The 25673-nt window shown below is 60.3% G+C and carries 22 protein-coding genes; 13 read left to right on the plus strand and 9 right to left on the minus strand.

Translation table 11 applies throughout. The features are described 5' to 3' along the window. The first annotated feature begins 179 nt into the window (after window positions 1–179). Both HU759_RS06575 and HU759_RS06580 read left to right on the plus strand, forming a co-directional pair. Window positions 180–1505 carry an APC family permease gene (locus HU759_RS06575; RefSeq protein ID WP_186616792.1) on the plus strand — a complete coding sequence of 442 codons (1326 nt, stop codon included), beginning with the start codon at window positions 180–182 and terminating at the stop codon, window positions 1503–1505. A gap of 100 nt (window positions 1506–1605) precedes the next feature. Continuing rightward, on the plus strand, window positions 1606–1878 hold the full coding sequence (locus HU759_RS06580) for a type B 50S ribosomal protein L31 (RefSeq protein WP_017135901.1): 273 nt from the start codon (window positions 1606–1608) through the stop codon (window positions 1876–1878). A gap of 20 nt (window positions 1879–1898) precedes the next feature. On the opposite strand, the gene HU759_RS06585 is transcribed toward HU759_RS06580, so the two are convergent. Genes HU759_RS06585 through HU759_RS06600 form a run of 4 tightly spaced genes read right to left on the minus strand, consistent with a single transcriptional unit; the run spans window position 1899 to window position 7956 of the window. Then, a complete protein-coding gene (locus HU759_RS06585; protein ID WP_138452482.1) occupies window positions 1899–3278 on the minus strand; it encodes an ATP-binding protein in 1380 nt (459 codons plus the stop codon). After that, window positions 3275–5101, minus strand: coding sequence for a DAHL domain-containing protein (locus HU759_RS06590; protein ID WP_225933034.1), 1827 nt, complete (start codon window positions 5099–5101; stop codon window positions 3275–3277). Before HU759_RS06590 ends, HU759_RS06585 begins: the two co-directional genes overlap by 4 nt. Next, complete coding sequence (locus tag HU759_RS06595; protein WP_099548508.1) at window positions 5098–6060, minus strand: cytochrome c peroxidase; 963 nt, start codon at window positions 6058–6060, stop codon at window positions 5098–5100. The genes HU759_RS06590 and HU759_RS06595 overlap by 4 nt, the downstream gene beginning before the upstream one ends. 21 nt (window positions 6061–6081) lie before the next feature. Then, window positions 6082–7956 carry a GGDEF and EAL domain-containing protein gene (locus tag HU759_RS06600; protein ID WP_186616793.1) on the minus strand — a complete coding sequence of 625 codons (1875 nt, stop codon included), beginning with the start codon at window positions 7954–7956 and terminating at the stop codon, window positions 6082–6084. A 227-nt stretch (window positions 7957–8183) separates the two neighbouring features. On the opposite strand from HU759_RS06600, the gene HU759_RS06605 reads away from it, so the two are divergent. The 3 genes from HU759_RS06605 to HU759_RS06615 are packed head-to-tail and all read left to right on the plus strand — an operon-like array spanning window position 8184 to window position 10407. Beyond that, complete coding sequence (locus HU759_RS06605; protein ID WP_017135906.1) at window positions 8184–9497, plus strand: HD domain-containing phosphohydrolase; 1314 nt, start codon at window positions 8184–8186, stop codon at window positions 9495–9497. Next, entirely contained in the window at window positions 9494–9907 is a 414-nt protein-coding gene (locus tag HU759_RS06610; RefSeq protein WP_017135907.1) for an NUDIX domain-containing protein, read from the plus strand. The genes HU759_RS06605 and HU759_RS06610 overlap by 4 nt, the downstream gene beginning before the upstream one ends. Beyond that, window positions 9901–10407 (plus strand): GNAT family N-acetyltransferase, encoded by a 507-nt coding sequence (locus HU759_RS06615; RefSeq protein WP_186616794.1) that lies wholly within the window; start codon window positions 9901–9903, stop codon window positions 10405–10407. Before HU759_RS06610 ends, HU759_RS06615 begins: the two co-directional genes overlap by 7 nt. Before the next feature lie 177 nt (window positions 10408–10584). On the opposite strand, the gene metR is transcribed toward HU759_RS06615, so the two are convergent. Then, window positions 10585–11502, minus strand: a complete 918-nt coding sequence (metR, locus tag HU759_RS06620; RefSeq protein ID WP_017137016.1) for a transcriptional regulator MetR — start codon at window positions 11500–11502, stop codon at window positions 10585–10587. Between the two features lie 182 nt (window positions 11503–11684). Here metR and HU759_RS06625 point away from each other — a divergent pair, with 182 nt between their 5' ends. Next, a complete protein-coding gene (locus tag HU759_RS06625) occupies window positions 11685–12704 on the plus strand; it encodes an alpha/beta hydrolase (RefSeq protein ID WP_186616795.1) in 1020 nt (339 codons plus the stop codon). Between the two features lie 57 nt (window positions 12705–12761). Continuing rightward, window positions 12762–13415, plus strand: coding sequence for a DsbA family oxidoreductase (locus HU759_RS06630; RefSeq protein ID WP_017137018.1), 654 nt, complete (start codon window positions 12762–12764; stop codon window positions 13413–13415). An 89-nt stretch (window positions 13416–13504) separates the two neighbouring features. Here HU759_RS06630 and HU759_RS06635 read toward each other — a convergent pair whose 3' ends face one another. Then, complete coding sequence (locus HU759_RS06635) at window positions 13505–14275, minus strand: MipA/OmpV family protein (protein WP_026013708.1); 771 nt, start codon at window positions 14273–14275, stop codon at window positions 13505–13507. A 225-nt stretch (window positions 14276–14500) separates the two neighbouring features. On the opposite strand from HU759_RS06635, the gene HU759_RS06640 reads away from it, so the two are divergent. Genes HU759_RS06640 through HU759_RS06665 form a run of 6 tightly spaced genes read left to right on the plus strand, consistent with a single transcriptional unit; the run spans window position 14501 to window position 21769 of the window. Continuing rightward, on the plus strand, window positions 14501–15211 hold the full coding sequence (locus HU759_RS06640) for an MtnX-like HAD-IB family phosphatase (RefSeq protein WP_017137020.1): 711 nt from the start codon (window positions 14501–14503) through the stop codon (window positions 15209–15211). Beyond that, window positions 15204–16598, plus strand: a complete 1395-nt coding sequence (locus HU759_RS06645) for an aminotransferase class III-fold pyridoxal phosphate-dependent enzyme (RefSeq protein ID WP_017137021.1) — start codon at window positions 15204–15206, stop codon at window positions 16596–16598. Before HU759_RS06640 ends, HU759_RS06645 begins: the two co-directional genes overlap by 8 nt. After that, window positions 16595–17470, plus strand: a complete 876-nt coding sequence (locus tag HU759_RS06650) for an alpha/beta fold hydrolase (protein ID WP_017137022.1) — start codon at window positions 16595–16597, stop codon at window positions 17468–17470. The genes HU759_RS06645 and HU759_RS06650 overlap by 4 nt, the downstream gene beginning before the upstream one ends. 9 nt (window positions 17471–17479) lie before the next feature. Then, window positions 17480–18604 (plus strand): GNAT family N-acetyltransferase, encoded by a 1125-nt coding sequence (locus HU759_RS06655; protein ID WP_099548512.1) that lies wholly within the window; start codon window positions 17480–17482, stop codon window positions 18602–18604. Beyond that, on the plus strand, window positions 18604–20382 hold the full coding sequence (locus HU759_RS06660) for a HAMP domain-containing sensor histidine kinase (RefSeq protein ID WP_017137024.1): 1779 nt from the start codon (window positions 18604–18606) through the stop codon (window positions 20380–20382). The genes HU759_RS06655 and HU759_RS06660 overlap by 1 nt, the downstream gene beginning before the upstream one ends. Then, the gene (locus HU759_RS06665) at window positions 20372–21769 is read left to right on the plus strand and encodes a sigma-54 dependent transcriptional regulator (RefSeq protein ID WP_017137025.1); all 1398 of its coding nucleotides are present in this window, start codon (window positions 20372–20374) and stop codon (window positions 21767–21769) included. Before HU759_RS06660 ends, HU759_RS06665 begins: the two co-directional genes overlap by 11 nt. Before the next feature lie 132 nt (window positions 21770–21901). Here HU759_RS06665 and HU759_RS06670 read toward each other — a convergent pair whose 3' ends face one another. The 3 genes from HU759_RS06670 to HU759_RS06680 are packed head-to-tail and all read right to left on the minus strand — an operon-like array spanning window position 21902 to window position 25478. Beyond that, the gene (locus HU759_RS06670; protein WP_017137026.1) at window positions 21902–22240 is read right to left on the minus strand and encodes a GlpM family protein; all 339 of its coding nucleotides are present in this window, start codon (window positions 22238–22240) and stop codon (window positions 21902–21904) included. Next, entirely contained in the window at window positions 22240–23577 is a 1338-nt protein-coding gene (locus HU759_RS06675) for a sigma-54 dependent transcriptional regulator (protein ID WP_017137027.1), read from the minus strand. The genes HU759_RS06670 and HU759_RS06675 overlap by 1 nt, the downstream gene beginning before the upstream one ends. After that, window positions 23577–25478: a sensor histidine kinase gene (locus HU759_RS06680; protein WP_169985332.1), complete on the minus strand. Its 1902-nt coding sequence runs from the start codon at window positions 25476–25478 to the stop codon at window positions 23577–23579. The genes HU759_RS06675 and HU759_RS06680 overlap by 1 nt, the downstream gene beginning before the upstream one ends. Window positions 25479–25673: the final 195 nt, after the last annotated feature.

Below are 25673 nucleotides of genomic sequence, written 5' to 3' on the forward strand. Positions count from 1 at the left end.
TAGTGGCGAGGGAGCTTGCTCCCGCTGGGCTGCGCAGCGGCCCCAAAATCTTAGGGCCGCTACGCGCCCCAGCGGGAGCAAGCTCCCTCGCCACAACAGCAGCATCAATCATAAAAATAGTTTGCGCTTCACCGACTTCAGTTCTGCCATAAATCTAATAAATCAGCGGAGAATCGCTCATGGCTCGTTTGCAACGCACCCTGTCGTTAGGGTCGGTGGTGCTGTTTGGCATCGCCTATATGACGCCGATCATTGTGCTCGGCACCTTCGGCATCCTCGCGCAATCCACCGGCGGTATGGTCCCGGCCGCGTACCTGGCGGCCCTGGTGGCGATGTTTTTTACCGCCATGAGCTACGGGCGCATGGCCTCGGCATTCCCGGTGGCCGGTTCCGCCTACAGCTATGTGCGCAAGGCCATCAGCCCCAAGCTGGGCTTTATCGCCGGTTGGGCGGTGTTGCTCGACTACCTGTTCCTGCCCATGGCCATCTGGCTGATCGGCGCTGCGTACCTGCATTCGGCGTTCCCGGCGGTGCCGCAGTGGGTGTGGGTGCTGGCCTTTATCGGTATCACCACGGCAATCAATATCATCGGGTTGAAGCTCGCCAACGGCATCAACGCGCTGCTGATGCTGGTGCAATTTCTGGTGCTGATCGCGTTTGTCGCGCTGTGCATCCACTACATCGGCGGTGACGCGAGCAAGCCGCTATGGACCATCGCCCCGTTCTTCAACGGCCAGATGCACATGCCGCTGATCATGAGCGGCGCGGCCATCGCCTGCTATTCGTTCCTGGGCTTTGATGCGGTCAGTACCCTCACCGAAGAAACCCGCGACCCGCGCCGTACCATCCCACGGGCAATCATGCTGATCACCTTGATCGGCGGCCTGATCTTCGTCGGCGTGTCGTACTTCGTGCAGATCGCCCACCCGTCGTTCGAATTCGCCGATGTGGATTCGGCGGCCTACGAGATTGCCCGCAACGTGGGCGGCGACCTGTTTGTGTCGATCTTCCTGATCGGCCTGATCGTCGGCCAGTTCGCCTCGGGGCTGTCGGCCCAGGCCAGCGGTTCGCGGCTGTTGTTTGCCATGGGCCGTGACGGTGTGTTGCCCAAGTCGTTCTTCGGCACCTTGCATGCGCGCTTCGGCACGCCGGTCAACAGCATCCTGTTGTGTGCGGTGGTGGCCTTGCTGGCGTTGAAGCTCGACGTGACCACCTCAACTTCGTTCATCAACTTCGGTGCGTTCCTGGCGTTCAGCCTGGTGAACCTGTCGGTGATCTTTCACTACTGGATCGGCGCCAAACAGCGCGGTGTGCGTGAGCTGATCCTGTTCCTGGTATTCCCGACCATCGGCTTGCTCGCGGACGTGTGGCTGATGGTCAGCCTCGATCACCTGGCGATTTACCTGGGCGCGGTGTGGTTGGTGATTGGCCTGGTGTACCTGGGCTTTCTCACACGCGGTTTCTCGAAACAACCCCCGGAAATGGACTTCCAGGAAGCGGCATAGAAGCAGTCGGCCTATTCTTATTGCAATCGGTTCTCGTTTGGGTGCATGATTTATGTTACTGTATAACACTTGAATTGCACCCAGACGCCCCGGAGGCCTTATGAAAGCTGGTATCCATCCCGACTACCGCACTGTGCTGTTCCACGACACCGCCGCCGACGTGTTCTTCCTGATCGGCTCCACCGCCGACAGCGACCGCACCCATACACACAGTGACGGCAACACTTACCCGTATATCCCGCTCGATGTGTCCAGCGCCTCGCACCCGATCTATACCGGCCAGCAGCGCAAGACCCAGGTCGAAGGCCGGATCGCCGGGTTCAACAAGCGTTTCGCTTCGTTTGGGTCCAGCCCAAAAAAGGCGGATGCATAACCCCGACTCGGCGGCGTGCCCTACGCCGCCGTTTGCCGAATCGGCAGCACCACCCGAAAGGTTGTGCCCTTGCCCAACTCACTGCTGACCGAGATTGAGCCCCGGTGTTTCTTGACGATGCCGTAGGAGAGTGACAACCCCAGGCCAGTGCCTTCGCCGACGGGTTTGGTGGTGAAGAAGGGGTCGAAAATCTTCTGCACGGTTTCCGGCGCAATGCCACAGCCGTCGTCCGCCACTTCCAGCCAGATGTTCTCACCTTCCACGCCGTTGCTGATGGTAATGGTGCCGCGTTCCGGGCCCATGGCTTGTGCGGCATTGATTACCAGATTCATCACCACTTGATTGAGCTGCGACGCCAGGCACTCTATGTCCGGCAGCGGCATGTAGTGCTTGACCACATCAGCCCTGTACTTCAGTTCGCTGGCGACGATGTTCAGCGTCGAATCAATGCCTTGTTGCAGATTGGTGAATTGCCAGGTCTGGTCGTTGTCCACCCGCGAAAAATTTTTCAGGTCTTTGACGATTTGCACCACGCGGCCAATGCCATCCTTCGATTCGCGGATCAGGATCGGGATGTCCTCCTTGAGAAAGTCCAGCTCCAACGTCGTGCGCAAGGCCTTTAGCTGGTCGCGCTGTGGTTGCGAAGCGATTATTTCCTCGCTGTGTCGATAAGCTTCAAGCATCTGTTGCAGCTGGTTGAAGTAGCCATCGAGGGTGCTGAGGTTGGACGAAATGAAGCCTACCGGGTTGTTGATCTCATGGGCGACACCGGCGGCAAGCTGACCCAGCGACGCTAGCTTTTCCGACTGCACCAGCTGGCTTTCCAAGTGCTTGCGCTCGTCGATTTCCAGTTGCAGCGCCTGGGTACGTTGTTCCACCAGCTGTTCCAGGTGGGAGGTTTGCAAGGCGGCGCGACGGGCCATGTCCCACTTGTTGGCCAAGGTGTTGGCCATTTGCTGGACCTCAATGTTGTCGAAGGGTTTTTTCAGGATCAGCAAGCGGTCATGGGCGTGCAGGCGAAAGAGCAGGTCCTCCCAGGAGTAATCCGAGTACGCGGTGCACACCACCACTTGCAGGTCGGGGTCGACCTTCCACAATGCCTCGATGGTCTTCGCGCCGTCCCAGCCCTGGGGCATGCGCATGTCCACAAAAGCCAGCGCATAGGGCCGTTGTTCTGCCATGGCCGTGGTCAGCAAGCCCAGGCCTTCTTCGCCGCCGTACGCCGAATGCAGGTCAAATACCTGAGCCTGAGGCGTGGCGGCGGCGCCGAACAGCGCTGACTCCAGGTCGTCCAGTGCAGGGTTGGCGGCCACGCTCGGCATCAGAATCTTGCGAAAGTCTTCATGAATTGACGGTGTGTCATCAATCAACAGAATGCGCCGGTTGGGAGTCTGGTTCATGGGGCAGTTCCGGCAAGGGTAAGAGGAATCGTCAAGGTAAACACTGCGCCAAGGCCTGGCCCATCGCTGTGGGCGCTGAGTTGGCCGTGCATTTCCACGGCGGCCAGGGCGCAGCTGTGCAGGCCGAAGCCGTGGCCTTCTTTGCGCGTGGTGAAGCCGTGGGTGAATATCCGGGTCATGTTCTCGGCGGGTATGCCCTCGCCATCGTCCCTTACACTGATTTTCAGCGTCTCTTCAGCCGCCGGTTGCACGGTCAGGGTCATTTGCCGTGGCCGGTCACTGAGGTTGGACATGGCGTACTTGGCGTTGCTGATCAGGTTGACCATGATCAGCAACAGCCGGTGTTTGTCGCCCAGAATCTCCGGTACTTGCGCGTACTCCTTGACCACCGTGACGTGATGACGGCTCAAAGCGCCGGCGTTCATGCGCAGGGCGTCTTCCATCAACGCGCTGATGTTGACGGGTTCGAGCAGTGTGGAGGCGCCGGCATAGGATTGCTGGGTCGAGACGATGTCCTTGATGTGGTCAACGCTTTTGCTCAGTTGCGTCAGTTCCTCGCTCATGTCTTGCTGTTCGACTGCAATCGCTTCGACCAATTGGTTCAGGTAGCCCGGCAGCAACTTGCCCTTTTCATCCTCGCTGAGGAAGGTGCCCAGGTCGCCCTGATGCGCGTTGATCAATTGCATGGCTTTGCCCAGGCCCTGGGCCTTGCTGTTGCGCAATTTACGCCCCACCAGGTCGGCGGAAATGTTCACACTGTTGAGCACGTTGCCGACGTTGTGCAGCACGTTCGTGGCGATTTCCGCCATGCCCGCCTGGCGGGCGCTGTCCATCAGCTCGCTCTGGGCGTCCTTGAGCTGTTGCGTGCGCCGCTCCACCCTTTGTTCCAGGGTTTCGTTGGCGGCCTGCAAGGCACGATTGATCCGGTTGATCTCGGCGAAACTGCGCAACAGGCGTACCGCCAGGTACAGCAGCAACACCACCAGCAAGGTTGAGAAAATCAACAGGTAGCGGTGGTATTGATGATCAATGAGGTCGGCCGCCTGCTGGTCCTGGTTGAGGTGGGTGGTCAAGTCATCCAGGCGCTCGGCCACGGGCACTGCGGCAATTCGTTCGAGGAGGCTGTTGACCACCGGTTGCTCGCGCAGGATCAGCGAAATGTGGTTGCTGAGGATCTCGACCGGGGCCTGGAACTCAATGGGCAGGCGTTCCTTGTTAATTTCCAGTTTGCCCAGGCCCACCAGAATATCGGCGGCGCGGTCGTCGCTGGTGACCTGGGCGAACTCCAGGCTGCTGAGCAGCAGGTCGTAGGTGTCGGTGGCCACGCTTTGCAGTTGCAGCCGCCCTCCATCGTCAACACGATTGAACTGGGCCTGGATATCGTCTTCAGCGGTCGGCAGAAACGCCAGCGAGTTGCGCAGCACCGCATTGTGGGATTTGAACCGGTCTACGAGCCGCGCCTTTTCCTGGATGGCGGTTTCATACGCTAGCTGGATGGTGCGCCAACGGGGCAGGTCGACGCTGTTGTGGTAGGTGCTGCGGCTGTTAAGTTCGGCCCATATACGCGTCATTTCGGTGAGTGGTGTCACCAGCGGATCGTAGTTGTGGGTAATCGCAATCCGGGCCTTGAGCACTTCGCTGTCCCATTGTGCGTTGAGTTGCTGGAGCTGGCGGATCAGGTCCCGTGACTGGGTGTAGCTGGCTGTTTGGTCGCGGGAGGACATGAGGTACAAAAAGACCAGGGTCGAGGCCAGCAGCAGGGTCATCAACCCCAGCAACAGCTGACTGATACGGCGGCGGGACAGGCTCGGCAGTCGGCTCATAACGGCTTGCCCGCCCATTGGCCAGTCAGGGTCTTGAGAAACAGGATGATCAGGTCCTTGTCTTCCTGGGTCGGAGTGCGCCCCAGCTGATACTTGAACATCACGTCCACAGCCTCTTCCAGGCTCTTGGCCGAAGCGTCGTGAAAGTAGGGCGCGGTGACCGCCACATTACGCAGGCTGGGCACCTTGAACACATAGCGGTCCTCTTCATCCTTGGTCAACAGGTAACGCCCCAGGTCCGACTCGACCGGGTTGCCGCGGTCCTTGAAGTAGTCAGCCATCACGCCGAATTTTTGAAACATGTTGCCGCCGATGTTCACACCCTGGTGGCAGGCGATACAGCCGTAATCTTTGAAACGCTGGTAGCCGTACTTTTCCTTGAGGGTCAGGATTTCCGTATTGCCCTTCAAGTATTGGTCAAACCGTGAGTCGGGCGTGAGCAGCGTGCGCTCATAGGTGGCCAGGGCGTTTTGCACATTGGCTGCGGTGACGCCATCGGGATAGGTTTGCTGGAATGCGCTCTGGTAGGCGGGCACGGCGGCGAGGTTCTGCACCACGGTTTTCCAGTCGCTGCCCATTTCTGCCGTGCTGGTGACCACGTGTTCGACCTGCGCTTCCAGCGTGTCGACACGACCATTCCAGAACTGTTTGAAGTTCAGGCTGGCGTTGAACACCGATGGGGTGTTGACCTCTACCGGTTTGCCGTCAAAACCGATCGAAAACGGCTTGTCGTCGGCGCCGCCGGACTCCAGGCGATGGCAACTGGCGCAGGACAGGGTGTTGTTGGCTGACAGGCGCGGCTCATTGAACAGTTGCCGGCCCAGTTCGACTTTGGCCGGGTCCAGCGTCGGCACGCCTGGCAAGGGTTTGAGTGCCTCGTCCAGCGGTGCGGCTGCCAGTGGCAGACTCGCGCCTAACCATAAGGTGAAAATGAGCCCTTGGGTTGATACTTCGCTCAAGCGAGCACTCCTTGCAATCGGCTATTGATCGGGCATCAGGGCAGGGTGACCGGCTTGCATCAACTGCGCAAAATCCTTTGGGGGTACGGCTTTGCTGAATAGAAAACCCTGGCCTTCTTCGCACCGCTGAGCTTGCAGGAAGTTCAGTTGTTCGATCGTCTCAACGCCTTCGGCAATGATGCTCATGTTCAGACTTTTGCCCATGCCGATGATAGCGCTGATCAGTTGCGCGTCCTGGCTATTTACGCTCATGCCGCGTACGAAAGATTGGTCGATTTTCAGCACGTCGATGGAAAAGCGCCGCAGGTAGCTGAGGCTGGAATAACCGGTGCCGAAGTCATCCAGGGCCAGACGCACGCCCATGGCCTTGATGGTGTTCAAGGTGGCGACGGTGTCGTCGACATTCTGCATCAACACGCTTTCGGTGATTTCCAACTCCAATTGGGCAGGCGGCAGGCCGGTCTGTGTGAGTATCTCGGCCAGGTTGTCGGTAAAGTCCCGCTGGCGAAAGTCGATGGCCGAGACGTTCACCGAGATGCACAACGGGCTCAAGCCCATGGCGCGCCAGGCTTGCCCTTGCTCGCAGGCCCGGCGCAGTACCCACTGGGTCAAGGGCACTATCAGCCCACTGTCTTCGGCCACCGGAATGAACTCAGACGGACTGACCCATCCGGCGCGCGGCGCAAACCAACGTATCAAGGCTTCGGCACCGACGATTTTGCCGGTTTTCAATTCCAGTTTCGGTTGGTAGTGCAGCACGAACTCGTCACGCTCCAGGGCCTGGCGGATCGCGCTTTCCAGGCCTTGCTGATGTTGCGCGCGCAGGTTCATGGTCTCGGTATAAAAGCTGAAATCACCCGGGCCGCGCTCCTTGCTGGTGTGCATGGCGGTTTCGGCATGTTTGATCAGTTCCACCGCCGTGCTGCTGTCATTGGGGTAAATACTGATGCCCAGGCTGGCGGTGACGCTCAGGTCGTGCCCGGCGACGTGGCGGGTTGTGCGCACGGCCGTGAGCAACTTTTGCGCAATATGCTGGGTTTGTTGCGGGTGCTGGATATCGTTGAGCAGAATCACAAACTCGTCGGCCCCGTAGCGAAACACTGAATCCGAGTCTCGCACCGTCGCCACCAGGCTCTGGCTGACCTGCTGGAGCACCTCGTCGCCCGCCGGATACCCCAAGGCATTGTTGATGCGCTTGAAGCGGTCGAGCCCGATAAATATCACCGCCAGTTGTGTGTCATGCCGTCGGCCCAAGGCGATGGCCTGGGTCAGGCGGTCACCCAGCAACGTGCTGTTGGGCAACTGCGTGAGCGCGTCGTATTGCAGCAGGTGCGACACTTTGAGCAGTTCCTGCACGCGTTCTTCAATGGTGCGCTCCAGGCCCAGTACCTTGAGGGCGACGTCTTGGGCGAGCTGCCATTTCCAGGTCAGGGCGCTGGCCATCTGGCGGATTTCCAGGTGGTCAAAGGGTTTTTTCAGGATCAGTAGCTGGTCGTTGTACTTCAATCGCGCTTCGATGGCCTCAAAGGAGTAATCGGAGTAGGCGGTGCACAGGGCAATCTGCAGGTTGGGGTCGACGTTCCACAACTGTTCGATGGTGTGCAGGCCATCCCAGCCGGGCGGCATGCGCATGTCGATAAACACCATGGCGTAGGGCGCACCGTCCGGCAGGGCTTTGTTCACCAGGGCAAGGGCCTCCTGGCCCTGATAGGCCGAATCCAGCAAAAACGCCTGGCGCACCGGCGCCGCGGTGCCGAACAGGGCTTCTTCCAGGCTGTCCAGTGAGGGGGCATCGTTGGGATTGGCGCACAGAATCTTGCGGAAATCTTCGTGGATAGAGGCGGTGTCATCCACGATCAGAATGCGTCGGTTGGCCCGCCCTGAATCCGGCTTCATGGCGCACTCTGCATTGGCAACAGGGTTGATGGCATAACACTTCCTTCCTTGGTTTGACATCCGGGAGGAGTACGTACCGGTTGAGACAGCATAGTTGAGTTCCCTTGAAATCGACGGCAAGTTGGCGTCAAATCAGCTGCGTGGCTGCGTGCATCAAGCGCAGAAACGCGGCGGGATACCAGGGTTCAATTTAGCTCTATTACGTTTATTTTTAAGGCGCAGTAACCATGGATGAACAGCTTGCGACCCCACCCACGATTCTGCTGGTTGATGATGAAGAATCGATCCTCAACAGCCTGCGCCGCCTGTTGCGCGGCCAACCCTTCAATGTCGTACTCGCCGGCAGCGGCGCCCAGGCCCTGGAGATCATGGCGGCCCAGCCCATCGACCTGGTGATGAGCGACGCGCGCATGCCCGGCATGGACGGCGCGCAGTTGCTGGCTGAAGTCCACCGGCTGTACCCGGCCACCAGCCGCATCCTGTTGACCGGCTATGCTGACCTTGCGACGATCATCAAGGCGATCAACGAAGGGCAGATTCACCGTTACATCAGCAAACCCTGGAATGACGAAGAACTGCCGCTGGTGTTGCGCCAGGCCCTGGAGCATCAGCGCCTGGAGCGCCTGGCCCATGAGCAGAATGATCAGCTCAAGGTGTTGAACGCCAACCTGGAAAAGCGCGTGGCAGCCCGTACCAGCGAGCTGCAACAGACCGCCGACATGCTCGATCTGGCCTACGACGAGCTCAAGCGCAGCTACGTGACCGGTACCGAAGTGTTTTCGCTGTTGGCCAACCTGCGCTTGCCCAAGGACAAACAGACCAACCGCGCCTTGATCGAACTGATCCGGGTCTACTGCGCGGCCCAGTCCATCGACGAAGCCAGCACCCGCGACCTGACCATGGCCGCTGCGCTGTACAACATTGGCAAGCTGAGCTGGAGCGACAGCATGATGGTTGCGCCGTCGGACAAGCTGCACAGCACCGACCGTGGCCTGTATCGCGAGTACCCGACCCAGAGCGAATCGCTGCTGATGACCCTGGAACCGATGAAGGATGCGGCGCGGATCATTCGCCACCACCAGGAGCGTTGGGACGGTACAGGGTTTCCCGATCACCTCAAGGGCGATGCGATCCCGCCCGGCTCGCGCCTGCTTAAACTGGCAGTGGACTTCATCGAACTGCAAAAAGGCTTGATCCTTGAACGGCATCTGAACAGCGACGAAGCGTTGCTGTATATCCGCAAGTACGCCGGTCGTCTTTACGATCCGGAGCTGGTGGAAGACTTCGTGCAGGCCTGCGCGGCCTTCCTCAGCGATGTGACCTTGGGCGACCCCAGCGTCAAGGTCCTCTCCACCCGAGAGCTGGAAGCCGGCATGGTGCTGGCCCGCAACCTCAATGCCGATAACGGCATGCTGTTGCTTAACGCCGGCAAGGTGTTGAATCTGCCGCTGGTGGACAAGCTGATTGCGTTCGAGGCGATGGAAGGCGCGAAATACAGCGTATTTATCAAACAACCTGAAGAGACACCGATTCTTTCATGAGCATTTCCACTATTCGAATTGCCGCCGCCCTGCTGATCGGCAGCGACGGTCAAACCCTGCTGGTACGCAAACGTGGCACCCAGGCGTTCATGCAGCCCGGCGGCAAGATCGACGCCGGTGAGCAACCCGCCGAGGCGCTGGCCCGTGAGCTGTACGAAGAACTGAACCTGTGTATCAAACCGAGTGATGCCGTGTACTTGGGCCACTTCTCGGCGCCTGCCGCCAACGAACCGGGTTTTACGGTGCACGCCGAGTTGTTCCAGGTGCACATTGATGTGCCGGTGACGCCCGCTGCCGAGATTGAAGAAGTGCGCTGGATCGACCCGGCCGGTGACGGCGGCTTGCACCTGGCGCCTTTAACGCGGGATTTGATCCTGCCGTTTTACCGAAAGTCGCTCACCGCATGCTGATTCGCCCACTGGGTGCCCACGACGCCGAGGCATATCGAGCGCTGATGCTTGAGGCCTACGGCGCCTATCCCCAAGCGTTTACCTCCAGCGTCGCCGAGCGCGCGCGGATGCCAATGAGTTGGTGGGAAAAGCGCCTGGACAATCCGTTGGACCGGGTACTCGGCGCGTTCGCGGCTGACACCTTGGCCGGGATTGTCGGCCTGGCCTTTGAACCCCGGGAAAAGGCGCGGCACAAAGTCACGCTGTTCGGCATGTTCGTGACCGAGGCTTATCAGCGCAAGGGCCTGGGCCGTGAGTTGCTGGAGGCGTCGCTCGATGCCGCGCGACGCCAGCCCGGCGTCAAACTGATCCAACTGACCGTCACCGCCGGCAACGACGCAGCCTTCGCGCTGTACCAGCGCTGCGGTTTTATTCAATACGGCCTGGAGCCGTTGGCGGTGCGGGTGGGGATCGAGTATTTCGACAAGGTCCACATGTGGCGTGAACTCAAAGGCGACTGAAATTCCATAGGGGAACCATAGTTCTGTGTGGGAGCTGGCTTGTCGAATCGTCGCACCGCTGCGATAGCATCAACTCTGTGTACCTGACACACCGAGGTGTCTGCATCGCAGCGGTGCGACGATTCGACAAGCCAGCTCCCACATTAGAGTCCTCATTGTGTTCACCTTTGTGCGTGATTAACGCACGGCGCTGACCCCATCCAAAGTTGAAAACGACGTGTCTTTCGCCGTCAGCAAGAAGTCGCGCATATACGGCGCATCCAGCATGTCCGCACGGATCCCCGCATACAACGTCGCGAACAAGCCTTTTTCGCCCAAACGCTTGGCCTTCACATACCCACGCGCGCTGTATTCATGCAGCGCCCAATGGGGCATGCCGCACACGCCACGGCCGCTGGCGACCAATTGCATCATCATCACCGTCAGCTCCGAGGTGCGCACCTGGGCCGGCTCCACGTCGGCCGGTTCCAGGAAGCGCGTGAAAATGTCCAGGCGGTCGCGCTCAACCGGGTAGGTGATCAGGGTTTCGCTGAGCAAGTCTTGCGGCACGATGTACGACTTGTTCGCCAGCGCATGCTGGTTGGCCACGGCCAACATGGCTTCGTAGGTAAACAAGGGTACATAGGTGATGCCCGGCAGTTCCAGCGGGTCGGAGGTCACCACCAGGTCCAGGTCGCCACGGGCCAGGGCCGGCAGCGGCGCGAAGGCAAAGCCTGAGGCCAGGTCCAGTTCGACTTCCGGCCAGGCATCGCGGAACTGGTCGATGGTCGGCATCAGCCACTGGAAGCAGCTGTGGCATTCGATCGCCATGTGCAAGCGCCCGGCGGTGCCACCGGCCAAACGCGCAATGTCACGCTCGGCGCCGCGCAACAAGGGCAGGGTGGCATCGGCCAGTTGCAGCAGGCGCAAGCCGGCGCTGGTAAAGCGCAGCGGTTTGGTTTTACGCACGAACAGCGGCATGCCCAGGCGCTCTTCCAGTTCTTTGAACTGGTGGGACAGCGCCGATTGCGTCAGGTGCAGGCGTTCGGCGGCTTCGACCAGGCTGTCGGCTTCGCGCAATGCGTGCAGGGTCTTGAGGTGGCGGATTTCGAGCACGGGCGCTCCATGAAGATAATTTGTGATGATTGGATATATCGTGAGTTTGTCTCATGTTACCAGTCATGTCGACCATGACCGTTGGGCGCACTTCATCAAACTGTCACGCAACTGTGGCAGCGCGCTTGTACAAACTTCATCAGACTCGCGCTCTACTGGGGTTCTGCGTTTCGGTGTTTTTCATGCGCGTGTTGTTTTTATTGGCCGTTCTAGTGTTCGGCCTGCCGTCTTTTGCGGCTTCTCGATGTGATGTCAATGTCCCGACCCAAACGGTCGACCTGGAAAAAGTCAGCATCGCCTATCAGAGCATCGGCCGAGCGTCGGACCCGGCGTTGCTGTTGGTCATGGGCCTGGGCGGGCAGTTGATCCACTGGCCGGATGAAGTGGTGGTGGCCTTGTGTGAACAGGGTTTTCGAGTGATCCGCTACGACAACCGTGACGTTGGTTTGTCCACCTGGCGCCAGGCTCCCGCCAGCGCCAACCTGACGTTCGAAGTGCTGCGCTACAAGCTCGGTTTACCGGTGGCGGCGCCGTACACGCTGACCGACATGGCCGACGATGCATTGGGCTTGATGGACGCGCTGCAGATTCAGCAATTCCACGTGCTGGGCGCGAGTATGGGCGGCATGATCGCCCAGCACCTGGCAGCCATGGCGCCGCAACGGGTCGAAAGCCTGACGCTGGTGATGACCAGTTCCGGCGCCGAAGGCTTGCCGGCGCCCAATGCGGCGTTGGTGCAGTTGCTGTCGCGGCGCAGCGCGCCGAACCGTGAAGTGGCGCTGGAGCAACAAGCCGATTTACTCGCAGCCCTGGGCAGCCCCAACGTGAAAGATGATCGCCAGGCGCTGCTGCACCAGGCCGCGCTGTCCTACGACCGCGCCTTCAACCCGGACGGCGTGAAGCGTCAGATCATGGCGATTTTGGCTGAGCCGAGCCGCGTGCCTTTGCTTAACCAATTGCGCGTGCCGACCCTGGTGGTGCACGGCACCGCCGACCCGTTGTTGCCGGTGATGCACGGCGTACACCTGGCCGCGCATATCCAGGGCAGCCAGCTGAAGCTCATACCGGGCATGGCCCACCGCTTCCAGGAAGCCTTCAAGGCACCGCTGCTGACGGCTGTGTTGCCGTATCTGAAAGCCCATCGCGAAGATGCCGCGCATTGGGCGCAGATTGATCTGGGCGAGCCTTCGAAGGTGCTGTGAAGTTGGTGTATGGTGCAACCTTTATGGCGCACATTAATGCCAGCGAGGTTGCCTACCATGAGTACTCCCCTGAAAATCGATTTCGTCAGCGACGTGTCTTGCCCCTGGTGCATCATCGGCCTGCGCGGCCTGACCGAAGCCCTCGACCAACTGGGTAGCGAGGTGCAGGCCGAGATTCATTTCCAGCCGTTTGAGCTGAACCCGAAGATGCCGGCCGAAGGGCAGAACATCGTCGAGCACATCACCGAAAAGTACGGCTCCACCGCCGAGCAATCCCAGGCCAACCGTGAGCGTATCCGCGACATGGGCGCGGCGCTGGGCTTTGCCTTTCGCACGGACGGGCACAGCCGTATCTACAACACCTTCGATGCGCACCGGCTGCTGCATTGGGCGGGGCTTGAAGGGTTGCAGTACAACCTCAAGGAAGCGCTGTTCAAGGCGTATTTCAGTGATGGGCAAGACCCGTCCGACCACGCGACGCTGGCGATCATCGCCGAAAGTGTTGGGTTGGATATCAAGCGCGCGGCTGAAATTCTGGCGTCTGACGAGTACGCTGCTGAAGTCCGTGAGCAGGAAGAATTGTGGATTACACGCGGTGTGACTTCAGTACCCACCATCGTGTTCAACGACCAGTACGCGGTCAGCGGTGGGCAGCCGGCTGAAGCCTTTGTCGGGGCTATTCGTCAGATCATCCAGGAAGCCAAGGCCTGATGATCGTTCCCTTGCTCTGCGTGGGAACGCCGCCCCGGACGCTCCGCGTCCTGCCCTTGAAGTTATGACGCAGAGCGTCACAGGATGCGTCAGTCGAACTTGTAGCTGATCGCCGTCTGGACCTGGCCCTGGTTTACCTTCCCGGTCTCTTTGACGATGGTGCTGTTCGCCGCCGACCCCACCAGGCGAGTCCAACTGGCGCTGGTCAACAGTGACCAGTGGCTGTCCAGTGGGAATTCGAAGCTCTCGGTCAGCGTCAGGTTCTGAAAGCCTGCGCTGGCGTTATAGGTGCGGATGCCAGACGCAACGGACTCTTTATCATCAACGCCAAAAAACGCCTGGGTCTGGCGCGCATCAGCAAAATGCGCCATCAAGCCAGTGCTGCCGATAATACCGCCGCCCAGCGGGTAGCCCAACTCGCCGCCCAGTTTGCCGAGCACGCCACTTTGGTCACGCGAGCCGCCGACGGCTTGGCCAACCTGGGCGTATACGCGCCAGAACTCGGCCGGTGAGTATTGGACGAACCCCCCGACTTCGGCCATGTCCGGCACATCCCGCAACCCACGCAGTGAACCGTTGGCCGTGCGGCCCGGCAGGTAATTGATATACGGGCCGGCGGTGAAACCGTTGGTATTGAGTGCGCTCCAGGTCAGGCCGTCGTCGGTGCCCAGGCTCACATTGCCCCAATCCAGATCGAAATAAGGAATCGGCCGGGTTTCGTAGCGGCTGCCTGTCGGGTCATGGGGCTCATAGCTGACGCCCGCGCCGACTTCGCCGGTAATACCTTCGGCCAATACCGAGCTGGAAAAGCTCCACAGCCCCAGCAAACCGGCGAATACAGCAGAAGTAACCTTGAACATGGAGCGTTTCCTTATCTGAACCTTCGCGCATTCACGCGCGAAGAGCCTCCCTGAGGCAAGCACTCATCTTGTTTGTAGCAAGCTACAAAAATTGTAGCTCCTGCGACACAAATCACCCTGTTTATCGACCAAAACCCCAGCCCCGCTGGGCTTTGGCCAGTTGGCACAGTCTCTGCAATACCCCTGGCACAAGCGCACAGAGCGCTCCTCTTCCAGGTAAACGCAATGATCCAGTGGCATATCGTGTGCGACTTCGACGGGACCATCACCCCCACCGACGTCATCGACAACGTCCTCCAGCGCTTCGCCGGCCCTGAGTGGGAAACCATCGAACAGGAATGGCTGGATGGGCATATCGGTTCCCGCGAATGCCTGAGCCGTCAACTGGCGCTGATCAAGGCCACCCCGGCTGAACTGCTGGCGTATTTCGACAGCGTTGAAATCGACCCGGACTTCCCGGACTTTGTCGATCACGTCATGGGCCTGGGCGCGACCATCGAAGTGGTCAGCGACGGCATAGAGCAAGGCATCGCGCGCATTCTGTCGCGCAACTACGTGACCTTGCTGCCGATCCTCGCCAACCGCCTGCGCCAGGTCGACCAGAACAGCTGGCGCATCGACTTCCCGTATTCCAGCGATGCCTGCCGCGCCGCCTCCGGCAACTGCAAGTGCAAATCCACGCCGCGCAACAAGCGCGTGCTGGTGATCGGCGACGGCAAGTCCGACATGTGCGTGGCTTCAACCGCCGACTTCGTCTTCGCCAAAGGCAGCCTCGCCAAGTACTGCGAAGCCAACAACATTCCCCATGCGCGCTTCGACACCTTTGCCGAATTGCCCGCACTGCTGACCGCTTTGCCACAAGGCATCGCCGCTAACTCCGGCACCTTTGCCGCCGACCTCTCTGTTGAAAATCAGGAACTCTTCCACCATGTCTGATATTCGTATCGCTACCGCCGAAGACCAGATTCTTCTGGATAAAGAAGCCAAATACTGCTCCTACGGCGACACCGTTCACTACATCGAGCCGCCGCGTATTTTCAGCCGTTGCGAAGGCTCCTACGTGTGGGACACCGAAGACCAGGCCTACCTCGACCTGCAAATGTGGTACTCGGCCGTTAACTTCGGCTACGCCAACCCGCGCTTGAATAACGCGCTGAAACAGCAGATCGACACCCTGCCGCAAATCGCCAGCCAGTACCTGCACAAAGGCAAGATCGAGCTGTCGGAAATGATCGCGGTCGATGCCAAGAACAAATTCGGCCTCGACGGTCGCGTGCACTTCAACGTCGGCGGTTCGCAGTCGATCGAAGACTCGCTGAAAGTGGTGCGTAACGCCTCCAACGGCAAGAGCCTGATGTTCGCCTTCGAAGGCGGCTACCACGGTCGTACCCTCGGCGCTTCGTCGATCACCTCGAGCTTCCGCTACCGTCGCCGCTATGGCCATTTTGGCGAGCGCGCCAACTTCATCCCGTTCCCGTACCACTTCCGCGGCCCTAAGGGCATGACCAAAGAAGAATACGGCAGCCACTGCGTGCAGCAATTCGCGCGGCTGTTCGAGACCGAATACAACGGCGTCTGGGACCCGAAAACCAACCAGTGCGAATACGCAGCGTTCTACGTCGAGCCGATCCAGGGCACCGGCGGCTACGTGATCCCGCCGATGAACTTCTACCGCGAATTGAAGCAAGTGCTGGATCAGCACGGCATCCTGATGGTGTCCGACGAAATCCAGATGGGCTTCTACCGTACCGGCAAACTGTGGTCGATCGAACACTTCGACGTACAGCCGGACGTGATCGTCTTCGGTAAGGCGCTGACCAACGGCCTCAACCCGCTGGGCGGCATCTGGGCGCGTGAAGAACTGATCAACCCGAAGGTCTTCCCGCCAGGTTCGACCCACTCCACCTTCGCCTCCAACCCACTGGGTACGGCGGTAGGCCTGGAAATGTTCAAGATGACCAGCGAAGTCGACTACGGCGCAATGGTCATGGCCAAGGGCAAATACTTCCTGGAAGGCCTGCAAGACCTGCAGAAACGTTTCCCGATCATCGGCGACGTCGATGGCCTGGGCCTGGCCCTGCGTTGCGAAATCTGCGGCCCGGATGGCTTCACGCCGGATAAGGCGACCCTGGACTACATGGTCGAAGAAGGCATGAAGGGCGACATGATCGTCGATGGCCAGAAACTCGGCCTGATCCTCGACGTGGGCGGCTACTACAAAAACGTGATCACCCTGGCACCGTCCCTGGAAATCAGCTACCCGGAAATCGACCTGGGCCTGAAGCTGCTCGAGCAATTGCTGGTGCGAGCGACTAAACGGTGAACAGCGTTGGGATCGACCTCGGCGAGGGTGATGCCGGCTTCGTTCTCGGTGAAGGTCCGGTCGGGATCCTGTTGATCCACGGCCTGACCGGCACCCCGACGGAATTGCGCCAGGTCGCCAAAGGCCTGGCCAAGGCGGGTAACTGCACGGTGTATGTGCCCACACTCGCTGGGCACTGCGGCGATAACAGCGACCTGCAGGCCACCGGCTGGCTGGACTGGTACGAAGGCGTGCGCAAGACCTTTGCGCAGGTCAAGCAGCGCCATGAGCAGGTGTTTGTCGGTGGCTTGTCCATGGGCGCGGTGATGTCGATGTACGTGGCCGCCGAGCACCCTGGGCAAGTGGCCGGGCTGCTGATGTATTCGACCACCTTGAAGTACGACGGCTGGAGCATTAACAAGCTGGCGTTTTTGACGCCGTTGCTGATGAAGATCCCGTTCGGCGTGCACATCTGTCGCTTCGAAGAGAAGCCGCCTTACGGCATCAAGAACGAGCGCCTGCGGGCGATCGTCGAGCGTCAGATGAAGGAAGGCGAAAGCAGTGAGGCCGGTTTACTGACCATGGAAGGCATCACGGTGCGCGAGTTGCACCGCATGAACGCGGTGGTCAAAAAGCGCATGCCCGAGGTCAAGGTGCCGGCGCTGGTGCTGCACTCCATCGAGGACGACATCACCAGCCGCTGGAACGCCGATTATGTCGAGCGCCACCTGGGCGGCCCGGTGACCAAGATCCTGCTGGATAACTGCTACCACATGATCACCGTCGACCTGCAATACCGCCGAGTGATCGAGTTGAGCGCAGAGTTTGTCGAGCAACACGCCGCCCCGGCTGTGCAGGCGCCCGTGGATTATCGACAGCGGGCCTCAGCCTAAGGACTAGACGTGATCACCGCCCAAGCCTTCTCGACTATCCGGGCCATCCCGCGTTGCGCCTGGAATGACTGCTTTCCCGCAGCCCTGGAGGATTGGGATTTTTACGTTGCCGTGGAAAACGCCGCGATCGATGATTTCAAGTGGCGTTACCTGGCCGTCTACGACGATGAAACGCTGGTGGCCGTTGCCGCCGCGTTCATCACTTATTATCGCCTCGACACCACGGTGTCGGGCGCCGGCAAGCGCTTTACCGAGCGCCTGGAGCGACTGTGGCCGGGTGTTTTGCGCTTGCAGTTGTATGCCATTGGCTCGCCGGTGGCCGAGCGTTGCGATGCGGGCATCGCCAGTCACGTGCCCCAGGGGCAGCGCCGACTGTTGATCAAGCATTTGCTGGAGGCGGCACGCGAGGATGCCACTACCTTCGGGATTGGCCTGGTGGCGGTCAAAGACGTGCCGACCAGTGACCTGGACTGGGCAGAAAATTGCCGCCAGGCAGGCTTTCAGAGTATGCCAAGCTTACCCAGGGGTTGGTTGACGGTGCCTTACGGCTCGGTGGAGGCCTACCTGGGCTCGCTGTGCAAGGCGACCCGCAAAGACTTGCGCCGCAAGTTGCGCGCGCCAGGCCCACGGGTCGAGTGGCGGCACACTATTGATGATGTGTTGCCCGACGTGATGCGCCTGTACGAAGACACGCTCAGCCGCGCCGATTTGCAGTTCGAACGCCTGCCGGCGCGTTATTTCACCGGTATTCTTGAACAGCTGCAAGGGCGTGCGGTCTGTGCTCTTTACTGGGTGGATGAGCGTCTGGTGGCGTTCAACCTGGTGCTGTTGGACCAGCATCGGCTGATCGACAAGTTTTTCGGGCATGACCGTGAGTTCAGCCGTGCGTACAGTTTGTACTTTCGCTACTGGTTGACCAATGTCGACTACTGTATTGCACACAAGATCCCGGTGTACGAGTGCGGTCAGGAGGGCTATGCCAGTAAGCTGCGCCTGGGGTGCGAGTTCCAGGGCAACAGCATGTTCTTCCGTCACCGTAACCGGCTGGTCAACGGCCTGCTCAAACTCGTGAAAATGTACATAAGACCGGACCGTTCCGACCCTGCCATGGCTGCTGCGATAAGCGAAACCTGATGATCACCAAGACCCGCCCAAAAGCCCGCCCCTTTGCCATTTCGCGTTGGAGCGTCCAGCGCAAGCTGGTGCTGGCGTTCTGGCTGGTCAGCGTTATCCCGACCATGATCGCGGCCGAACTGGCGGCGACCACGTTGTCGCAGATTTTTGACAGCAACGTGCGCATCTGGCTGCAAGAGTCGACCAAGATCGTCAAGGACGAAATCGGCGACATCCTGCATGACAACGCGCGCATGGCCAAGCTGTTCCTGCGCTACACGGCTCCGCCGTTGAACAAACAAGCCGCCAAGCATGACCGGCTCACCGCCGATATTGCCGAGGCCACCGATATCGACGTGGTCTCGCTGATTCGTGTCAGTGACCACAAGATTGTGTTCAGCACGGCCCCTGACGATGTCGTCAAGCAGATCAACCTGACCAGCAACGCAGTGTTGCAAACCATCCAGGTGGCCGGCGTGACGACGGGCCTGGTGGTCTCAACGTTCGAAACCACCCAAGAGGGCGTCGACTACGTGCTGTTGGTGGCCACGTACCTGGACAGCAGCTTCCTCACCAGCGTGGCCGATGTGCATTCCCTCGACCTGCGCCTGTACCTGGCCAACCCTACGGGGTTTTCCGAGATATTCTCGACCCAGCGCTTTGAGAATCATCCGTCACGCATTCCCACGAATGTTGAAACGGCGATGCGCGCCACCAAGCAACCGAGCGAGCAGTTCACCAATAACTACAGCGGTTTGTACTGGCCGATCTTCAATGATGGCGGCGAACTGCAAGGCGTGATTTTCAGCGGCCTGTTGCGCCATACCAGCCTGGTGGGGCTGGTGAACCAGAGCAACCTGTTCGTGCTGATCTTCTTGCTGAGTTCGGCGTTGTCGCTGGGCGCCGGTGTCTTGGTGTCACGCCGCCTGACCAAACCGTTGCGCGATTTATCCCAGGGCGTGGACGCAGTGATCTCGGGCAATTACGAGCATCGCGTGCTGGTCAGCGGCGGCGATGAGCTGGCGCAACTGAGCAGCACCTTCAACCACATGACCGAACGCCTGGGCGAGTTGCACCACCTCGAGGCCCAGCTGCGCCGCCGCGACCGGCTGCATGCTTTGGGCGAAGTCGCCATGGGCCTGGCACACGAGATTCGCAACCCGCTGGGCATCATCAAGACCGCCACTCAACTGCTGCACCGTCGCGTCGACCTGCCGGACACCGACAAGCGCCACCTCGAATACGTTATCAGCGAAGTCAGCCGCATCAACGACCTGATCACCGAGTTTCTGGATTTCGCCAAGCCCAATCCGCCCCTGCGTGTGTTGCAGGCGGCGCGCCCGGTGGTGGAAGAGATCCTCGGCTTTTGCAGCCCGGAGCTGGCCACCCATAACATCGATGCGCACATCGATGACCAGGCGCCCGGCGCGACGATTTATGCCGATGCCAAGCAACTCAAGCAGGCATGCCTGAACCTGATCCTCAATGCCATTGATGCGATGCCCGAAGGCGGGCGCCTGACCTTGGGCATTCGCAGTGTGGACGGCAATACGGTGATCAGCATTGCTGACACCGGCCAAGGCATTCCGGCCGATATGATCGAGCGGATCTTCACGCCATTCGTCACCACCAAGGCCTCGGGCACGGGCCTGGGGCTGGCTAAAGTCTATTCGATCATGGAAAGTCATGACGGCAGCATCGAATGTGCCAGTGAGAAAGATGCCGGCGCCACCTTCAGCCTGTACATTCCGGCCCATGGTGAAGACGACGGTGACGATGAGGAAGTTCATGACGCATAACGTATTGGTAGTCGACGACGAGCCCAAGCTCTGCGACTTGCTGTCATCGGCCTTGAGCCAGAACGGCATCCAGGTATTTACCGCCGGCAATGGCCTGCACGCGCTCAAGGTGCTGGAGCAGGAAGACATCGACCTGGTGATCAGCGACTGGCGCATGCCAGGCATGGACGGGCCGGCGCTGTTGGCGGAGATAAAAGTGCGCTTCCCGGAGTTGCCGGTGATCGTGATGACCGCCTACAGCACGGTAAAAAACGCCGTGCAGTCGATGCGTAATGGCGCCTATGACTACATTGCCAAGCCGTTCGATATCGACGAGCTGGACATCACCGTGGCCAAGGCCCTGCAGTTTCGCGACATCATGCGCGACAACGCACGCCTGCGCGCCGAGCTGGATCACCATGCGCAGTTCGACAGTCTGGTGGGCGACAGCCCGGCGTTTCGCCAGGTGCTGCACGCGGTCGATTCGGTACGCGACAGCAACGCCACTATCCTGCTGACCGGCGAGAGCGGCACCGGCAAGGAAATGGTCGCCCGCGCGATTCACAAACATGGCAGCCGCGCCGACAAGCCGTTCGTGGCGGTCAACTGCGCGGCCATCCCCGAAGGCTTGCTGGAAAGCGAGATGTTTGGCCATCGCAAAGGCGCCTTTACCGGTGCCGTGGCCGATCGGGTAGGGCGCTTTATGCAGGCTGACCAAGGCACTTTGTTTCTGGATGAAGTGGGCGACATGCCGTTGGCGTTGCAGGCCAAGATCCTGCGGGCCTTGCAGGAGCGGGTGATCGAGCCGGTGGGCGACTCGCGCGAGCGCAAGGTGGATGTGCGCGTGATCGCCGCCACGAACAAGAACCTGCTGGATGCGGTGGCCAATAAAGAATTTCGCGAAGACCTGTATTACCGCCTCAATGTATTCCCGATCCCGTTGCCGGCCTTGCGCGAGCGCGCCGAAGACATCGTGCCCCTGGCCCGGCACTTCGCCCAGACCCTGAGCGCTACCGCGGGCAAACGCATCACCGGCTTCAGCCCCGAGGCATTGCAGGCGATGGCGGCTTACCACTGGCCGGGCAATATTCGTGAGCTGCAGAACTGCGTGGAGCGGGCGACCATCGTGGCGGCTTCGCCGGTGATTGAAGACATTGACTTGCCGGCTTATCTGTTTGCGTCCAAACCTGCCGAGGACGGCGTTACGGCGCTGCTCGGTGACACACCGGGCGTGCCTGCCGACCTGGATGCGGCGCTGGCTGAGGTCGAGAAAACCTACATCATGGCGGCGTTGAACGAGAGCAACGGCGTGCAGGCTGCAGCGGCGGCGAAGATCGGGATTTCCGAGAGGAGTTTTTGGTATCGGCTGAAGAAGCTGGGGATTCAGGTCGAGAAGATCATCCGCTGATCTATCAGGCTCACCATGAACCCCAATGTGGGAGCTGGCTTGCCTGCGATAGCGGTATGTCTGTGCCAGATAAGTTGGCTGATACACCGCCATCGCAGGCAAGCCAGCTCCCACAGGTTTAACCGCGGTGTGTCAGGCGTGGACGCGTACCCACACTGTCACCAACACCGTCGCCGCCATCAACCATGCCACTGCCGCCACGGCGAGTGACGCCTCCAGGCGCATGCGGTCGACCATCACATACAGCGTCGCCAAATACACAAAATACGGAATGATCGACCACATCCCAAACAGGATGGTGGTCTTCAAGTCGTCCACCGAACGGCCTTTGCCGACGATGTAATGCGCGATCAGTGCGAAAGTCGGAAACAGCGGCACCAGCCCTGCGATATAGTAATTTCTGGTCTTGGCCAGCGCCGCCAGGATCAGCACCACCGCCGCGCCCAGGGCGGCTTTCAAGAGTAAGTCCATCAGTGGCTCAACCCGTATTTCTTGACCTTGTCGAACAGCGTGGTCTTGGCCATTCCGAGTTCCAGGCTCGCCTGGGTGAGGTTGCCGCCGCTGCGTTGCAGGGCGTCGTTAAGCAGGTTGCGCTCGAAGGCTTCCACCGCTTCGGTAAAGGCCAGGCCGTGGTTGCTGCTGCTGGCGCCGCTTTTCTTGAAGGCTGGCAAGCCCAGCGCAAAGCGCTCGGCGACGTTGCGCAGTTCACGCACGTTGCCTGGCCAGTCGTGGCTCATCAGGGTCGATACGGTCTGGTTGTCCAGCTCAGGCACACTGCGGTCAAAACGCAGTGACGATTGCTGCAGGAAGTGTTCGAACAGCTGCAGGATGTCTTCACGGCGCTCGCGTAACGGTGGCAATTCCAGGGTCACGACGTTGAGGCGGTAGTAAAGGTCGCTACGGAATTGGTTGGCGCGGCTCAGTTCGTCCAGGTCGGATTTGGTCGCGGCAATGACTCGGCAATCCACCGCCACACTCTGGTTCGAGCCCAGGCGTTCCAAGGTGCGTTCCTGCAACACACGCAGCAGTTTGATCTGCAGGTTGATCGGCATGCTTTCCACTTCGTCGAGGAACAGCGTGCCCTCATGGGCGTGTTCGATCTTGCCGATGCGCCGCTTGCCCGCGCCGGTAAAGGCGTTGGCTTCGTGGCCGAATATTTCGCTTTCGAACAGGTTCTCCGGCAGGCCGCCGCAGTTCAGGGCAACGAACTGATGGTCGTGGCGTCGGCTGAAATCGTGCAAGCAACGCGCAACCAGTTCCTTGCCGGTGCCGGTTTCGCCTTCGATCAGCACGTTGGCCGAGGTATCAGCGACGTTGGCGATCAGTTCGCGCAGGTTTTGCATGGCGGGCGAGCGGCCGATGATGCGGCCTTCCAGCGAGTCGCGCTCGGCCAGTTGGCGGCGCAGCGACCAGACTTCCCGCGCCAGCCCACGTTGCTCAAGCGCGCGGCGCGCCACATCGACCAGGCGCTCGGGGGAGAAGGGTTTTTCCATGAAGTCGTAGGCGCCGTTACGCATGGCACCGACTGCCATCGAAATATCCCCGTGGCCGGTGATCAGCACCACCGGCAGGCTTTTATCCAGGGCCTTGAGGCGGGTGAGCAGCTCCAGGCCATCGATGCCTGGCAGGCGAATATCGCTGATGACGATGCCGGCAAAGTTCTCACCGATGCGCTTGAGCGCTTCCTCGGCACTGCCCACACCCACGCTGTGAATGTCTTCCAGCGCCAAGGCTTGCTGGCAGCCGAGCAGCACATGGGGGTCGTCTTCGACGATCAGAACGGTGAGGTCTTTAGGATCGGTACTCATCATGTCGACTCAGCTTTTTGGGTGCCCACCAACGGCAGGCACAAGACGAAGGCAGTACCACCACTGGCCGGGTGTTCCACGGCGAGGTTGCCGCCGGTGGCCGCCGCCAGGCTGGCCGAAAGTGTCAGGCCCAGGCCCAGGCCTTGTTCGCCGGGTTTGGTGGTGAAGAACGGTTCGAATAAATGTTTGCGCGCTTCGGGGTCGATGCCGTGGCCATTGTCGCGCACTTGCAGGCGGTACTTGCCCTCGCTGCTGTGGCCGTCCAGCCATAGTTCGGGGGCCGGTTGTGCCTGCATGGCGTCGAGGGCGTTGCCGATCAGGTTGACCAAGATCTGTTCCAGGCGGGTCTGGTCGATCTGCAATTGCGCGCTGACAAAGTCACGGTGCACGGTCAACGGCAAGCCGTCCAGGCGCGCGCCCAGAACCTGGAAGGCGGCGTCCACGGCTTTGCCCAGGTTGGCCTCGCCCTGATCATCGCCGCGCCGGGCAAACGAGCGCAGGCTGGCGGTGATGCGGCCCATGCGGTCGATCAACTCGTTGATGGTCTTGAGGTTGGCGCTGGCGGTGTCGAGGGCGCCACGCTCCAGGAAGCGCACGGTGTTACCCGACAGCGTGCGCAATGCCGCCAGCGGCTGGTTGAGTTCATGGGCAATGCTGGTGGACATCTGGCCGATGGCCGCCAGCTTGCCGGCCTGCACCAGTTCATCCTGGGCGCGGCGCAGGGTTTCTTCGGCCTGGCGGCGTTCGCGGATCTGGCCCTTGAGCCGTTCGTTACTGGCGCGCAGGTCGGCGGTGCGTTCGGCAATTCGCCGTTCCAGCTGGCTGTTGGCTTCCTGCAAGGCTTCGCGCGCAGCGAGGCGGGTGGCGATGACTTTGCGCCGCTCGTTCCAGGCAATCAGCAGGAACGCGACCAGGCCAAATGCGACCGCCACCAGAATGCCCTGATTGATCGCGGCGCGACGCAGGTCGTTAAGTGGAGTCAGCAGGGTGAAGTTCCACGGCGTGTCGCTGAGCGGGCGGGTCTGGGCCAGGTAGCTGACTTCGCGCTCGTCGTTGACCACTTCGCTGTTGGCCGGAAAGGTGAGTTTCTCGGTGCCTTCGTTGAGACGCTCGCGGGCCAACGGCTCCAGCTCGTTCAATGTCGCCCAGTAATATTGCAGGCTGTGGGCCAGGCGTTCCTTGGTGTCATCGCTCAGCGGGCGCACGGCCTTGAGACGCCGGGCCGGGTCGCTGGAGAGGATGATGATGCCGTTCTCATCGCTCACAAAGGCTTCGAGACGCGCGCGCTGCCAGCGTTCTTCGAGTGCTTCAAGGCGCACTTTGACCACGGCCACGCCGATGATCTTGCCGTGCTCTTCGAGGCCGTGCGCCAGGTAGTAACCGGGTTCGCCGTTGGTGCTGCCAATGCCATAGAAACGGCCGGGTTGGCCGCGCACGGCGTTTTGGAAATAGGCACGGAAGGACAGGTCTTCACCCTGGTAACTGTCGGCATCGCGCCAGTTACTGGTGGCCAGCACGCGGCCGGTGGTGTCCATCACGTAGATGGCCCGGCTGCGACTGCGTCGGTTCAGGCCTTCGAGGTAATCGTTGACCGTTTGCCGGGTTTCCTGGCTGGGGTCGGCCAGCAGCCTGGAGACGCTGGATTCCAGCTCCAACAGGCTGGGCAGGTAGGTGTATTTGCTCAGTTCGCTTTCGACGGTACGGGCATGCAGCTCCAACTGGCGTTCGCCGTTGTCGCTGAGGGTGCGGATGCCATAGTACTCACTGACCCAGAAGCCGATGTAACCCAAGCCGATCATCAGGGCGATGATCAACGGCGGCAGGAACAGTTGGCGAATCAGACGAGGTTTCACGGCAAGTGATGGCGGTGCGGCGCGAAATTGGTTGGGGTCGCATTTCATCACAGATGCCTTGGGTCAACCAGCGCTGTCAGCCCTGTTGCGAACCCGGTTGTGTGGGCAATTTGATTATGTGGGAGCCGGGCTTGCCCGCGATGCAGGCGCCTCGGTGTATCAGTTGCACCGAGGTGATGCTATCGCAGGCAAGCCAGCGCCCACACAAGCCGTCTTCCACACAAGCCCGGTTCCCACAGGGAG

It is taken from the genome of Pseudomonas sp. OE 28.3 (genome assembly GCF_014268205.2).
GTDB classification, from domain to species: domain Bacteria; phylum Pseudomonadota; class Gammaproteobacteria; order Pseudomonadales; family Pseudomonadaceae; genus Aquipseudomonas; species Aquipseudomonas edaphica.

Excerpts from the sequence above, each read along its gene's own strand:
- HU759_RS06590 (WP_225933034.1), bottom strand. The coding sequence starts at position 5,101 with ATGAGCCGACTGCCGAGCCTGTCCCGCCGCCGTATCAGTCAGCTGTTG.
- HU759_RS06645 (WP_017137021.1), top strand. The coding sequence starts at position 15,204 with ATGTCTGATATTCGTATCGCTACCGCCGAAGACCAGATTCTTCTGGAT.
- HU759_RS06640 (WP_017137020.1), top strand. The coding sequence starts at position 14,501 with ATGATCCAGTGGCATATCGTGTGCGACTTCGACGGGACCATCACCCCC.
- HU759_RS06660 (WP_017137024.1), top strand. The coding sequence starts at position 18,604 with ATGATCACCAAGACCCGCCCAAAAGCCCGCCCCTTTGCCATTTCGCGT.
- HU759_RS06630 (WP_017137018.1), top strand. The coding sequence starts at position 12,762 with ATGAGTACTCCCCTGAAAATCGATTTCGTCAGCGACGTGTCTTGCCCC.
- HU759_RS06585 (WP_138452482.1), bottom strand. The coding sequence starts at position 3,278 with ATGAACCAGACTCCCAACCGGCGCATTCTGTTGATTGATGACACACCG.
- HU759_RS06610 (WP_017135907.1), top strand. The coding sequence starts at position 9,494 with ATGAGCATTTCCACTATTCGAATTGCCGCCGCCCTGCTGATCGGCAGC.
- HU759_RS06670 (WP_017137026.1), bottom strand. The coding sequence starts at position 22,240 with ATGGACTTACTCTTGAAAGCCGCCCTGGGCGCGGCGGTGGTGCTGATC.
- HU759_RS06600 (WP_186616793.1), bottom strand. The coding sequence starts at position 7,956 with ATGAAGCCGGATTCAGGGCGGGCCAACCGACGCATTCTGATCGTGGAT.
- HU759_RS06680 (WP_169985332.1), bottom strand. The coding sequence starts at position 25,478 with ATGAAATGCGACCCCAACCAATTTCGCGCCGCACCGCCATCACTTGCC.
- HU759_RS06580 (WP_017135901.1), top strand. The coding sequence starts at position 1,606 with ATGAAAGCTGGTATCCATCCCGACTACCGCACTGTGCTGTTCCACGAC.
- HU759_RS06605 (WP_017135906.1), top strand. The coding sequence starts at position 8,184 with ATGGATGAACAGCTTGCGACCCCACCCACGATTCTGCTGGTTGATGAT.
- HU759_RS06635 (WP_026013708.1), bottom strand. The coding sequence starts at position 14,275 with ATGTTCAAGGTTACTTCTGCTGTATTCGCCGGTTTGCTGGGGCTGTGG.
- HU759_RS06675 (WP_017137027.1), bottom strand. The coding sequence starts at position 23,577 with ATGAGTACCGATCCTAAAGACCTCACCGTTCTGATCGTCGAAGACGAC.
- HU759_RS06575 (WP_186616792.1), top strand. The coding sequence starts at position 180 with ATGGCTCGTTTGCAACGCACCCTGTCGTTAGGGTCGGTGGTGCTGTTT.
- HU759_RS06625 (WP_186616795.1), top strand. The coding sequence starts at position 11,685 with ATGCGCGTGTTGTTTTTATTGGCCGTTCTAGTGTTCGGCCTGCCGTCT.
- HU759_RS06615 (WP_186616794.1), top strand. The coding sequence starts at position 9,901 with ATGCTGATTCGCCCACTGGGTGCCCACGACGCCGAGGCATATCGAGCG.
- HU759_RS06665 (WP_017137025.1), top strand. The coding sequence starts at position 20,372 with ATGACGCATAACGTATTGGTAGTCGACGACGAGCCCAAGCTCTGCGAC.